The 15,324-nt window shown below is 58.6% G+C and carries 1 protein-coding gene; it reads right to left on the bottom strand.

The features are described from left to right. Positions 1–124: 124 nt before the first annotated feature. Positions 125–15,079, bottom strand: a complete 14,955-nt coding sequence (locus tag AB4K05_RS19555; protein ID WP_368481535.1) for a BapA/Bap/LapF family large adhesin — start codon at positions 15,077–15,079, stop codon at positions 125–127. Positions 15,080–15,324: the final 245 nt, after the last annotated feature.

The raw sequence follows: 15,324 nt of genomic DNA on the forward strand, positions 1-15,324 counted from the left end.
GCGGAGGGTCGTGCTCCTGAGATGATGCCTTCCTGATGCGACAGCCGTTACGCAGCCTTGCGGCGGCGTAACGGTGCGCGATACTGTTTCAGGCCTATCAGACCTGCTGCAACCGTGCAGAACGTTATCCGTGGTGAGCCGATGGGTCTTGGTGCAGCAGCTCCTCAAGCGTAGGTTGCACGCCGTCCAGCGTGATAAGTTGCGTCGACTGGTACTGCGTTCCTGCGCCGTCGCGGTCAATTGAGACCACCGTGTCGCCCGATGCCGTGTGCTCTATAGATAAATATTGGCCGAGATCTTCAGATTTACCACTCCAATCGGTCAGTAGCTTGCTGATATCTATATGATCGCCGTCACTAACTGAGAAATCTGTCCAGTGATTGTTATGGCCGTTGCCACCGCTGGCATCCTTGTCGTCCAGCAGATTGAAGACCACCGTATCGCCGCCGCTGCCGAGCGTATAGGTATCGTCATACGCACTGCTGGTGGTGATATCTGACTTATCGCTGCCATCCACGTGCGGATGGAGATCAATCGTCAGGTTTCCGTGGCTCAGCGTGCCGTCCGCGGCTTTTAGGGTGTATTCGAACTGCTCGCGCTGGGTCAGGTCAGCCATGCTGACCCCATCACGCAGGGTATAGCTGTAGCTGCCGTCCGCGTGCAGCACCAGCGTGCCGTACAGCCCTTGCAACGTTTGCGACACCCCGCTTCCGGCGGTCTCGGTGACCTGCTGGCCACTGCCGTTGACGAAGGTGATGCTGGCCCACAGCGTCCCCTGGGCGATTTCCGTAATTTGCCCTTCAACCGTGACGCCTGCTGCCGCCGCTTCTGGCGTCACCGCCACGCTGGTCAGCACCGTACCGAATTCACTGCTCAGCGCATTGCCTGCGGTATCCTGCAGCAAAATGCTGTACTGACCGTCGTGAAGCACGGTGTTACCCAGTGCAATATTCGCGGTGAGCGTTGTCAGATCGGCGGTCAACGTACCGGTGGCTATCAAGTGACCCTGCGCATCGAGGATTTGATAAACCGCCTGCCCATTGGCTGTTGGCAGCGTGGAGAACGTCAGCACCAGGGCCGAATTTTCCAACGCGTCTGCACTGGCAACCTGCAGCGTCGTGCCTTCCGCCGTGGTCTCGCTGGTGCTCGCCAGCAGCGTCGCCGCCTGCGCGGTGGTCTGCGTTGAGGTCGAGTCCTGAACCACGCTCTCATCCGAAACCAGCGCCATGGTTGACAGCATCGACTGTGGTGCCGCCGATTGGCCGACTGACGGCAGCGAGATGGTCAAGGTGGCCGTGCTCACCGACGAGCCGTTGCGGATGACATAGGTAAAGGTTTCCTGACCCAACGACGTCGCCGGCTGACCGGTTTTCAGCGTGTAGGTGTAGACCCCCTGCGCGTTAATGGTCAGCGTACCGTAGTTGCCGTTAATAACCGTGTTACCGGTGGCGGCAACCGCCTGACCGTTGACGTTGCTGACCACCGTCCCGGCGGGTGCCACATCCACGCCGCCGCTGGTATTACCGGCACCGGTAATCACGTTACCGGTGACCGACTCCACCGCCGCCTGCTGCGTGTGGGTAACGTCGTTGCTGGTGGTGATGGTGGCAAAGGTCGCCACCGACAGCAGACCATCAGCCTTCAGTAAGAACACGTAGTGCCCTGAACCCAGCGTGAAGGATTGCGAATTGCTCCCTGCCAGCAGCGGAGCCTTAATCCAGTTATCGAGGAACTGGCTTTGCTCGTACTGCCCGGTGGTTGGGTTGTATTTGTAGATATAGAGATCGTAGGTCGCACCGAGCGCTACGCCAACCACGCTACCGCCGAGCGTAAAGGTACGCGTGCCGCCTTCGGGGACGTCAATCTGCAATTGTCCGGCGGTACTGATATTTGCCGCCAGTACCGTCCCCAGCGTGACGCTGGCGAGTACCAGCGAGGTGGTGCTGATCCCGGCAGTATTCACATCCATCGGCGTTGGGTCGACCTCAAGGGTCACCACATCGCTGCTGGCATGCAGGTTCGGCAGGCTGAGATCGATAGTCAGCGTTGCATTGCTGGTGCTACCGTTTGGCGCTTTAAGCTGGTAGGTGAATACTTCAGGCCCGGTAATGCTAGACGGCGATACCCCCGCTTTCAGCGCATAGGTGTAGCCGCCTTGGGCGTTAATAGTCAGCGTACCGTAGGTCCCGTTGATCACCGTATTGCCGGTGGCGTTCACCGTCGTCATGCTGCTGGACGCCCCGATACTGACGCCGCTCACCACGGTGCCATTTGGTGCGCTATCGATCCCGCCGCCGCCCGCGCCGGTAATCACGTTACCGGTGGTGGTGCCGCCCGCAGTATCAACAAAGACGCCGGTCGTGACATCGGAGATTATCTGCAGCTGGCTGCCGGTCAGCAACGACAGGCCATCGTCAGCTTTGAGCATCAGCGCGTAATCGCCGCTCGGCAAGTTGAGGTTCACCGTTCCCGACGAGCCGGTCAGCAGCAGGATTTTCAGCAGGTTATCGACTTTCTGATACATGCTATAGGTGCCATCACCGTTGGCCTTATAGATGTAGAGATCGAAGGTCGACAGCAGTGTCACACCCGTTGCACTGGCCTTCAGCGACAACGCGCGCGACGCCCCTTCGTCAACGTGGAAGGTCGGCAACTGATTGGTCTGAATCAAGTTCACTGTCAGCAGATCGCCAACGCCGAGGTTCAGCACGTTGAGGTTCTGCGTGGCACCGGTTGCGCCGCTAATCTGCTGAACGGACGTGGTCAGCGACAGCCCGACCTCATCATTTACCGCATTCAAGATCTGTGTGCCGATGGTTGGGTCGATGGTGACCGTGAAGACCGGTGTTTTCGGCCCCTCATTACCCGCCGCATCGGTGGCGCTAAAGGTGAAGTTATGGGTGGTGCTGGTCAGCGCGGTGGTCGGCGTCCAGGTCCATTGCCCGTTGGCCCCCGCCGTTACCGTGGCAACCACCACGCCGCCATCATAGATATTGACCTGGCTGTTGGCCTCCGCCACGCCAGCAAAGGTCGGTCTGGTATCGTTGGTGATGCTGCCGGTAGTCAGGTTGCCCAAATCCGGGGCGACATCATCGGTCACCGTCAGCCCCGTAATGACTGCCGGTGCCGCGGTATCGATATTGAGGGTAAACGTTGGCGAGGTGCCGCCGATGTTGCCCGCCGCGTCGCTGGCGACCGCCGTGAAGGTATGAGCACCGTCCGCCAGCGCGACGGTCGGCGTAAAGCTCCATACGCCGCCAACACCCGCCGTGGTGGTGCCGAGAACCTTCGCACCATCATAAATAGTGATGGTGGCCCCCACTTCCGAAACGCCGCCGATTGTTGGACGGGTGTCGTTGCTGCTGCCGTTGTTATTCACCGTACCGATGTTCGGTTGAACATCGTCGGTTACCGTCAACGCCCCAAGGGTTGCCGGTGCCTGGGTGTCCACCGTGATGACAAAGTTCGGCGAACGCGCCCCGACGTTCCCTACCTGGTCGGTGACCGTGGTTGAGAGGGTATAGGTGCCATCGGTCAACGCACTCGGGGTGAATGTCCACGCGCCGTTGCCGTCCGCGAGGGCCGTTCCGAGAACCGTGTTACCGTTGTAAATCGTCACGGTGCTGTTCGCTTCCGCCGTGCCGTTAAGCGTTGGCGTATTGTCGTTGGTGAAGCCACCGTTGGCGACCAGTCCGCTCACCGGGTTCACGTTGTCGCTGACCGTGATATTAGATGCCGCCGCCGGTGGCGTGGTGTCGATAGTCAGGGTGAAGACCGGCGAGGAGGCGCTGACGTTACCGGCACTATCGCTTACCGTGGTGCTGAAGCGATGAACACCGTCGCTGAGCGCCGACGGAGTGTAGGTCCACGCGCCGGAGGCGTTGGCCTGCACTGTCGCCAGCAGCGTGCTGCCGTCGTAGATATTGACCCAGGCAGAGCCTTCGACCGTGCCACGAAGCGTCGGCGTGTTGTCATCAGATCGCGCGCCGTTCGCCAAATCGCCCACCACCGCGCCGAAGTTGTCGCTGACAATCGGCAGTAGTCCCACCGTCGGCGTTGACGTGTCGACCGTCAGGTTAAAGGCTGGTGTTGCGGTACTGGTGTTGCCCGCCTCATCGGTGACCCGCAGCGTGATGCTGTGCGGCCCATCGACCAGCGGGGTGACCGGTGTAAACGACCAGATCCCCAGCGCATTGACATCCGCGCGCCCAATCTCCACCGCCCCATCCATGATGATCACCGTCGAATTTGGCGTCGCGCCAAGGCCGGAAATCGTCGGCCGATTATCGTTGGTGGCCGATCCGCTGGTCAGGGTGCCGGTTACCGGCGAGACATCATCGGTCACGGTGTATGAAGAGATTGGCGCAGGGGCCGTGGTATCGACGGTGACGTTAAAGCTTGCCGACGGCAGGCTGACGTTACCGGCGGCATCGGTTGCCGTGACGCTAAAGCTGTGGCTTCCCGTCGCCAAAGGTGTGGTGACCTGGAAGGTCCACAGCCCGGCACCGTTAGCCGTGACCGTAGTCAGCAGCACGCCGTTATCATAAATATTGACCTTCGCCCCGCCCTCCACGGTACCGCTAAGCAACGGCTGCGTATCGTCGGTCGCAGCGCCGTTCGTCAGATTGCCGACGATGGAGCCGACATTGTCGTTGAAGGTAATCGCCCCCGGCTGCACGGGGGCGATGGTATCCACGGTGACGTTAAATATCGGCGAGCTACCGCTGACGTTACCCGCGGCATCGGTCGCGGTGACCGACAGCGCATGGCTGCTATTGCCCAGCGGCAGCAGCGGCGTGAACGACCACGAGCCGTCCGCCTGCGCCCGGGCGGTGCCGAGTAGCGTGCCGCCATCATAGACCGTTACCAGCGCATTCGCTTCAACGCTGCCCGCAGCCCCCGTCAGCACCGGACGGGTATCGTTGGTGGCGCCGTTGTTGGCGATGCTTCCCGTGTTCGGCAAAATATTGTCGGTGACGGTGAAGGCCAGCGGCGCATTCGGGGCGGCGGTGTCAATCGTCAGGCTGAAGCTCGGCGATGGTGTGCTAACGTTACCCGCAGCATCGGTGGCGGTGGCGGTCAGAACATAGGTGCCGTCGCCCATTGATGATGGCGCAAGACTCCAAGTGCCGTCGGCTGCGGCGGTCACCGTGCCGACAACCGCCGCGCCGTTATAGACGGTCACTAAGCTGCCGGCTTCCGCACGCCCGCTGATAATCGGCGTATTGTCGTTACTGACCACCCCGCTTGCCAGCGCCGGGGAGCCAACGTTGTTGCTGACCGTCAGTGCCAGAATCGGCGTTGGTGCAAGGGTATCGACCGTGAAGTTGGCTGCTGGTGAAGCGATGCTGACGTTACCAACGCTATCCGTTGCGGTAACCGTCAAGCTGTGACTGCCGTTTAACAAGGTTGGCGTTTCGAAACTCCACGAGCCGTCAGGATTTGCAACGGTGGTGCCCAGCAGGAAGATACCGTCGTAAACGCTGATGGTACTGCCGCCTTCGGCGCTGCCCGCTGCACCCACCAACGTGGGTTTGGTGTCGTTGGTGAAGCCGTTTTGCGCAATATTGCTCAGACCCGGCGCAACATCATCAACCAGCGTAAACGTCGTTATCTGCGCTGGCGGCAGTGAGTCAATAGTTAACGTGAAGTTGGTTCCACTGCTATTGCCCGCCTGATCGACTACGGTGATGACAAAGTTGTGCAACCCTTCGCCCAGCGGGATAGTTGGCGTGATACTCCACAGACCGGTCAACCCGATGGTTGCGCGACCAATTTCAAGTCCTCCATCGGTGATAATGACCGTGCTACCGATTTCCGTCCCGACAATACCGCCGCTGAAAGTTGGCGTTTTATCGTTGGTGGTGTCACCACTGGTGAGATTGCCAAGCCCCGGGGCCTGATCGTCAGTGACCACCAGCGTCCCGAGGTTGCTAGGGGCGGAGGTATCCACGGTAAATTGGATAAGCGCTTTCGGCGGCGAGGTGATGCCCCCGTCAGTCACCGTGGTAGTGATGAGGTGAGAGCCATCGAGTAATGAAGATGGAGTGAAACTCCAAGTGCCATCACCATTTACCGTCGTTCTGCCAATCTCCTGTCCGTTATCATAAAACGTAATCTCGGCTCCGGCCGGTGCCTTGCCGCTGAAGTCTGGCCGCTGATCGTTAGTAACGCCGCCGCTGGTAATATTGCCAACAAGCGGCTGCACATCATCATAAACCGCCAGATCTGTAATCCCACCATTTGGCCCAGAGGTATCTACGGTAACCTGGACAGCAGCACTTGGCGGACTTTCGTTGCCGGCCTTATCCATAACCGTAACGGTAAAATTATGTGGGCCATCAGCTAGCGGTACATTTGGGGTAAATTGCCAGACCCCTGCGCCGTCGACTGTGGTGCTGCCGAGAAGCTTGCCGTTATCATAAATATTGATCGTAACATCCAATTCACCAGTCAACGCTAGGCTTGTGAAGGTCGGTTGGTTGCTGTCGACAATAGCGCCAGAAAGATCCGAAACCAGCAGTATCGATATCCCTGTCGGTGCTTTAGTGTCTATCTCCAGGCTTAGAGTGTCTGAGCGATCGCTGACGTTCCCGGCCTTATCAGTAGCCGTCACATAAAAACCATAGGTTTCGTCAGTAAGCGGCGCCGTCGTGTAGCTCCACCGCCCGGCCGCATCCGCATTAGTCGTACCGATAAAGACACCGTCTTGATAGATAGTCACCAGCGCATTAGCCTCCACCACGCCGCTCAGCGTCGGTGTTGGATCGTTGGTCAGCCCACCTGCCGGCACGGTCCCTTGATAATTCGCAACGTCATCAGTAGCCGTAATACTCCCCGGTTTGACCGGCGCGGTGCCGTCCACTATCACCGTAAACGACGCTGATGGGCCGCTGACGTTGCCGGCTTTGTCGGTCACCACGGTAATAAAGTTATAGGTGCCGTCAGACAGCGAACCTGGCGTAAAGGTCCATACGCCGGTATCAGAGACGGGCACGGTGCCCAGGAGGTCAGTGCCGTTATAAATGGTCACCGTGCCGCCGTTGTCTGCCGTGCCGTTCAGCGTTGGCGTCCTATCATTGCTCACATCGCCCGAGACGAGATTCCCTGTCTTACCACCGGGCTCGTTATCGTTGACCACAAAATTGGCTACCGCTGGCGCTATCGTATCTACCGTCAGGTTAAGAGTCGGAGAGGCGAGGCCTTCATTACCCGCCGCATCGGTTGCCGTCGCGGTGATCGTATGCGCCCCCTCGCCCAGCGGCGTGGTTGGCGTAAAGCTCCATGAACCGTCGGTTGCAGACGCCGTCACGGTGCCCAGCACCTTGACGCCATCATAGACAGTCACCGTGCTGCCCTTCTCAGCGGTGCCGCTAAACGTCGGCGTGGTATCGTTGGTAAAACCGTTGGTGATAGTGCCAACCTGCGGGGCGGCATTATCCGACGCCGTAATCGTGCTGACCGGATCCGGGGCGACGGTATCCACCGTCAGCGTGAACGTTGGATTGCTGGTCGAGACGTTACCCGCCGCGTCCGTCACCACCACGCTAATGTTGTGCAAGCCAGGGTCAAGGGGATCGGTCGGGCTGAGGCTCCAGTGCCCGTTGACATCCACCTGCACCTCGCCCAGTTTGGTTGTGCCTTCATAAAGCGCAACCGTGGTACCGGCTTCGGCGCTGCCGCTAAAGGTTGGGCGCATATCGTTGGTGCTGTTACCGCTGGTCAGCAAGCCGCTAACCGGCGAAACCGTATCATTCACCAGCAGGCCGGTAACGGCGTTTGGCGCAACGCTGTCGACGGTAATCACAAACGGCGGTGAAGTTACGCTCTGGTTGCCCGCCGCATCCTCGACGATGGTCGTAAAGCTATGCTGCCCCTGAGACAAGTTGCCCGTCGGCAGATACTGCCACGCCCCGCCGCCATCCGTCTTGACCGTCGCCACCCATACGCCGTTATCGAACAAAATGACGCTGCTGTTTGGCTCAGCAGTCCCGCTGAGGGTTGGCGTAGTGTCGTTGGTCGCTTTACCGTTACCGACGCTTCCCGAAACGGGCAGAACGTCATCTGTAACCACGAAACTGCCAACGGGATTTGGTTTGACGGTGTCGATAGTCAGCTCAAAGATTGGCGACGTGCCAATGCTGACGTTACCCGCTTTGTCGGTGACGGTCGTGGTTATCTTGTAAACGTCATCTATCGACAGCGTTGGCGTAAAGGTCCATTGCCCATTGCTGTCTGCGGTCACCGCCCCCAACAGCACGTTGCCGTTGTTGTAGAACGTGACCGTACTTCCGGCTTCTGCACGCCCGGTGAAGGTTGGCGTCGTGTCGTTAGTGCTGCTGCCGCTGGTCAGCAAACCGGTCACCGGTGAAACATTGTCGCTGACCGCCAGATTGGTCACATTGGCAGGAGCGACGGTGTCAATAATCAGGTCGAATATCGGTGATGCCGGACCAACGTTGCCCGCGGCATCCGTCGCCGTCGCCTTGAGGTTGTACTCTCCATCAAGCAGATTACTGCCCGGCGTGAAGGTCCAACTGCCGTCTATGGCGGATGCCTGGGCGGTGCCCAGTATCGTTGTGCCATTGTAGATTGTCACCGTGCTGCCCAGTTCCGCGAAGCCATTGAGGGTTGGCGTCGGATCGTTGGTGCTGCCTCCGGTCAATACCGGTGAAATAATCGGCGAGACGTCATCGGAGACGGTGAACGTCGGTGCAGTCAGCGGAGCAGCAGTATCGATAGTCAGGACAAAATCGGTGGAAGCGGTACTGGCGTTCCCCGCTGAGTCGGTCACTTTAGCCGTGAAATGGTAAGTCCCTTGGTCCAGCGCCGCAGATGTATAGCTCCAGTTACCATTGCTGTCCGCTTTGACGGTCGCCATCACAGCGGCACCGTTATACAGCGTCACGGTCGCCCCGGCTTCGACTTTGCCGCTGAAGGTTGGCGTGGTGTCGTTGGTGCTGCCGCCATTCGCTACGTTGCCAATCACCGGCGCTACGTTATCGGTGACAATCAGCGCAGTAATCGGATCTGGCGCTTGAGTATCAACGGTAAAGGAGAAGGACGGAGACGGTTTGCTGACGTTGCCTACCGAGTCGGTCGCCGTTGCCGTCAGGCTGTAGTTGCCGTCAGGCAGAGCGACGGTCGGTGCGAAACTCCAGTCGCCATCTGCATTCGCCTGGCCGGTGCCAATCAGCGTTGAGCCGTTGTACACCTTGATAATGCTATTCGCTTCGGCGCGGCCGCTTAAGGTCGGCAGGTTATCGTTAATATCCGTGCCGCCAACCACGGGACCAGTGGTCGGGAGTTTGGTGTCAGAGACGGTAATGCCGCTAATTTGCGCTGGTGGCGTCGTATCGATAACCACCACTACCGGCGACGAGGCGACGCTAGCGTTGCCAGCGGCGTCGGTGGACGTGGCGGTGAGCGTATGCGAGCCTTCGCTGAGAACCGGCAGGTTCACCGTCCACGCACCGCCGACTCCAGCGACGGTTGTCCCTAATACGGTTTTACCATCGGTATCGTAAACGATGATAGTGGCCCCAACTTCAGACACGCCGCTGATGCTTGGCGTGGTGTCGTTAGTGCTGGCCCCACCCAATAAAGGCGTGCCATCGGCGGCAACCGTCAGCCCAGACATCGCGTTCGGCGCTTGGGTGTCGACGGTGAAGCTAAAGCCAGGAGAAGCCACGCTGGTGTTGCCCGCCGCATCCGTGGCGGTGGCGGTAAGCGTGTAGCTCTTATCACCCAATGGCGCCGTCGGCGTAACGCTCCAGTTGCCGTTGGCATCGGTCTGCGTGGTCGCCACCAGCGTGAGGCCGTCATAGATATTAACGGTGCTATAGGCTTCCGCACGCCCGCTGAGGGTTGGCAAATTATCGTTGATGCGATCATCGGCATGGATAACGCCGGTGCTCGGCTGTTTGTTGTCGGTGACGGTAATCGCGCCCATCTGCGCCGGGGCAGAAAGGTCGATAACGACCACGGCTGGCGGCGACGCGACGCTGGTATTGCCTAAGGCGTCAGTCGCGGTGGCGGTTATCGAATGCGAGCCTTCACCCAGCGATGCAATCGCTACCGACCAACTGCCGCTCGGCCCCGCCGTCACGGTGCCCAGCAGTGTTTTACCGTCGCTATCGTAGATATTAACAATGCTATTCGGCTCGCTGTTGCCGCTCACGGTTAGCGTGGTGTCTTTGGTACTGCCGCCCGGCGCCAGAACGCCAGTGTCGGCAGTGATGGTCATGGCAGTGATAACCGCAGGCGGGGTGGTATCCACAGTCAGAGTAAACGGCGGTGATTTCGAGCTGGTATTGCCCGCTCCATCGGTGACCGTGGTGGTCAAGCTATGCGGCCCGTCGCTCAACACCGCAGTCGGCGTGAAGCTCCAAATTCCCAGTCCATTTGCCTGGGTAGTGCCTATCACGTTGTTGCCGTCGTAAATGGTGATGACAGCGTTGGCTTCAGACCTGCCACTCAGGGTTGGCGTATTGTCGTTGGTGGCATCGCCGCTCACAATATAGCCGACGCTCGGTGCGCGATCGTCGTACACCTGGATATTGGTTGCCTCCGAAGGCGCGCCCGTATCCACTTCCAGCACAAACACCGGCGAGAGCCCGCTGGTGTTGCCGGCAGCATCGGTTACCTGAGTGGTGATGTAATGGTTACCTTCCACCAGTGGCGTTGAAGGGATAAAGCCCCAATGCCCATCAGCTCCTACGGTAACCTGACCGATATAAATATTGTCATCGTAAAGCGTTACCGTGGTGCCCGGCTCAGCGGTACCGCTGATTATCGGCGTGCCGTCGTTGGTTGACCCGCCGTTAGCCACTTGGCCAATGCTCGGATCGGCATCATCGACAACGGTGAGATTCGCCACCGGATCGGGGGCATGGGTATCAATCGTCACCACGAACGGCGCTGACGGTGCTGAAATCGACGTTCCGACAGTGGACGTAAAGGTAAAGTTGTGCAGCCCTTCCGTTAATGCCGGCACAGATGACCATATCCAAGTACCGAGCACCGAAACCTGAACGGTCATCACCGGCACACCGTTATCATAAACCGTAACCGTGGAGCCAATCGGGGCGTTGCCTGTGAAAGTCAGATGGTTATCGTTGGAGGTGCCCCCGCTCGTCACTAGCCCGCTCACGGGAAGGACATTATCTATCGCCATCACGCCGGTGACCGAATCGAGAGGCGGCGACACTGACGTAATAAATGGATCGGAGGCTAAGCTCGTGTTGCCCGCTGAGTCCGTTACCTGAGTGGTAAACGTATGCGCACCTGTCGTCAACGGGGCATCGGGCGTAAACGTCCACGTACCGTTGTTGCCCACTGGGGCCGTGCCCAGCAGCACACCGTTGTCGTACACGCTTACCGTGGTGCCTTTTTCCGCAGTGCCGCTAAAGATTAGCGTTGCGTCGGTGGTTAGCTGGCCGTTATTCAATACGCCATTGTCTTCCGTCACGACAAGGTCGGTCACCCGATTCGGCGCGAGGGTATCTACGGTGATATCTATCGCGGCGGTTGGCTGGCTGGCGTTCCCCGCCGCATCAACGGCCACCGCCGTCAGGCTATGCGCGCCGTCGGTTAGCGGCGTTGCCAGTTCAAGGCCCCAGTTACCCAGGGCATCAACTGTGGTCCGCCCAATTTCTGTCTCGCCGTCATAAATAATAATCTCAGCGCCAGCTTCACCTTTGCCGCTCAAAATTGGCGTGCTGTCGTTGGTTGCCGCGCCTGAATCTACCGTCCCCACGTTAGCCTGTACGTTATCGGTGACGATAAACTGCGTCGGCGGATTGGGCGCGGTAACGTCTACCCCCAGCACAAAGTCTGGCGATGCGGCGCTGACGTTGCCAGCCGCGTCAGTCACGGTGGTGGTGATGTGGTGAGTGCCGTCCGTCAGCGGCGTGCCGGGAGTAAAGCCCCACTGCCCGTCATCGTCAACTTTCGCCGTACCGATTACCACGCCGCCATCGTAAATGGTTACCGTCGTGCCGGGCTCGGCGCGACCGCTGATAATCGGTGTGTTGTCATTGGTGATGCCACCGTTGACCAGTTGCCCAATCCCCGGTGATTTATCATCGACCACGGTCAGGCCTGTGACCGCATTCGGTGCTGCGGTATCAACCGTGACCACAAACGGTTCGGACGGCACGGAAGGACCGCTGCCGCTGTCGACCGTGAAGGTCACGCTGTGCGAACCGTTGCCCAGTGCCGGAGACGGGGTGTACGTCCAGTTACCACTGGCATCTACAGGTATCGTCGCGACCAGCACACCGTTATCGTAGACCCGCAGGGTACTGTTGGCGGTCGCTTTTCCGCTAAAGGTTGGCGTATCGTCGTTAGTCGCCGCGCCGTTCGTCAGCGCACCAATTATCGGGTTGACGTTGTCATTCACCACCAGCCCGCTTATCGGCCCGGCAATCGGGGAAATCGTCAAATCAAACGTCGGTGAAGCCGGGCTGGCGTTGCCCGCCGCATCGGTGACGGTGGTTGTGAAATGATGCAGGCCGCTAGGCAGCGGTGCACTTGGGGTAAAGCTCCAGCGTCCGGTTGAATCTGCCGTGGCTTGTCCCAAGAGCGTCGTGCCGTCATACACGCTGACGGTGCCGTTCGGTTCGGCGCGCCCGGAGAAGGTTGGCGTAGTGTCGTCGGTGGTGCTGCCGCTGGTCAGTTTGCCCTGAACCGGCCCGACATCATCGGTCACGACGATGTTTATCGCGCCAAGCGGGGTTGCTGTATCCACGCTAAAGACCAGTTCTGGCGTCGGCTGGCTCACGTTGCCTGCGGCATCCACCGCCACGACCGTCAGGCTGTGAGAACCATCGCTGAGCGGAGTGGAGAGTTCCAGCCCCCAATTGCCTTTCGCATCGGCGACTGCACGCGCTAACTCAACACCGTTGTCGTAAATAATAATTTCACTGCCCGGCTCCGCCTGTCCGCTGAGAACGGGCGTGCTGTCGTTGGTGACATCGCCGGACACAATGGTGCCAACTACCGGGTTGGAGTTATCCGTGGCAATAAACAGCGCGACCGGCTGCGGAGCCTCGGTATCAACGACCAGCACAAAATCGGCAGACGGTGCACTGATGTTGCCTGCTAAATCGGTCACCGTGGTGGTGATAGTGTGAGATCCTTCGGTTAACGCCGTTCCCGGCGTAAAGCCCCAGTGGCCATCGCTACCCACCAGCGCAGTGCCGATAGCGATGCCGTTATTATAAATTGTCACCGTCGTACCGGCTTCCGCCATACCGCTAATAATTGGCGTGCCGTCGTTAGTCGAGTCGCCGCTGTGCAGCTGGCCGATATCCGGGTTGAGATCGTCAACAACGGTAATGTCGCCGACCGGATCTGGCACTTTGGTATCGATAACCAAGACAAACGACTGCGGATCCATGCTGCCGTTGACGGCGAAAGTAAAGACATGTGTGCCATCGGCTAATCCCGATGGCGGCGTAAATGACCAGCCGGACAGTGGATCCACTAAGATAGAGCCGGAGATCTGCACACCATTATCGAAGACTGTCACCACAGATATTGGAGATGCCTTCCCGGTGAAGGTCGGGGTGTTATCGTTAGTTATCGCGCCGTTCGCTAGCGGCCCGGTAACCGGCGAAACATCATCGCTCACCGTCAACCCGGTAACCAGACCCGTCGGAGGCAAAATAATAAGCTCAAAATCCGGTGATTTATCACTGACGTTGCCCGCCGCATCGGTGACTTCGGTGGTAAAGGTATGACTGCCCGGGTCCAACGGAGCGCCCGGCGTAAAGCTCCAGCTGCCGTCTGCTGCCGCCTTCACGCTGCCTAATAGCGTAGTGCCATCATAGATGCTGACCGTCGCGCCACCTTCGACGCTATTCGCAGCACCGCTAAAGGTTGGAGTGCTATCGTCGGTGACGTCAGTGCTGTGCAACGGCCCTTGATAGCCACCGACATTATCGCTAATGTCAAAAGTGGTCATCGCCTTCGGCGCGTCGGTGTCGACCGTAAAGTTCAGCACCGTGGTGGTTGGCCCCACGTTGCCCGCCAGATCGGTGGCATTTGCCGTCAGGCTGTGCACCCCATCTTTGAGCGGCGTGGACAGCTCCAGCCCCCAGTTTCCCTGAGCATCGGCAACCGCGCTTCCCACAAGGGTATTGCCGTCGTATATATTGACCGTGCTTCCCGGCTCTGCCTTGCCGCTTAATACCGGCGTGTTATCGTTGGTTGACTGACCATTAACAAGGGTTCCCAGCCCCGGTTTCTGGTTATCGGTGGCGATAAGCAGGGTCACCGCATCCGGCGCGTGGGTATCAATGGTCACCACAAAGCCGCCGCTGTTTGAACTGGTGAGATTACCCACGGTGACCGTGGTTGAGAAGCTGTGTACACCGTCCGACAGATTGGCTGGCGTAAAGCTCCAAGCCCCTTTGGCGTCGGCCTGAACGCTGCCAAGTTTGGTGGTGCCATCGTAAATGGTGACAATGGAATTGGGGATCGCCGTGCCGCTTAGCGTAGGCGTGCTGTCATTGGTGGAACCGCCGCGGGCGATACTGCCCGTGGTTTGCGCAACGTTGTCAGTAATAACTAGGTTTGCAACGTTATCTAGCAGGGTCGGTTCTGGGTCCGGTTTGCCTCCGGTCGTGGGCGGGTCATCGTTATTATTATGTCCCCCACCGCCGCCTCCAGCAGCTGCTGCCACGCCTATCCCAACGGCGCCTAAGATCCCAAGCCCCCAGCCCAGCGCGCTATGATTGCCGGCTTGAGCCAGCATCAGATCGTCAATGTCAGTCAGCGGCGCAAAGTGCAAGCCGGTTTGCGGATCTTTGACCCACCACAGCGCACCATTCGGGTCCTCCAATACCAGTTCATTACCGTTGCCCTGCGCATCCACGGCATAGAAGTTCTCAACGGTTATCTTCTCGCCATCCTTTAGGGTAATCACCAGATCGTTTCCACTGCGATCCAGCTCAGCGATGTCCTGCGGATTGATTTTGAGTTTTACGATGCTAGGAGAGACAACGCTTGCGGATTCACCAGAAACGGTAGAAGTCGTGCCGCCACTCCGGGCAATAATGGAGATATTAGCCATATGATTAGGACCTCGTCACAGAGCAGTAATGAATGAGTTATTGTTAACAACCAAACAAATATATCCCGATGTAAAACAGGCTGATAAACCGTAGCGATATGGGTTATCCACACCATTAGCAAACGATGTAAAAGCCAGAAAAATCAATGTGAAGAAATTTATTTTAGATTTATTAAGAAAATAATTTACTTGGCTAACTATTCTTTTTTATGCGCTATTCCCTAAAATCGACGACAAAAAAATAC

It is taken from the genome of Kluyvera sp. STS39-E (genome assembly GCF_040932435.1).
In the GTDB taxonomy this organism is placed as follows: Bacteria; Pseudomonadota; Gammaproteobacteria; order Enterobacterales; family Enterobacteriaceae; genus Kluyvera.

Excerpts from the sequence above, each read along its gene's own strand:
- AB4K05_RS19555 (WP_368481535.1), bottom strand. The coding sequence starts at position 15,079 with ATGGCTAATATCTCCATTATTGCCCGGAGTGGCGGCACGACTTCTACC.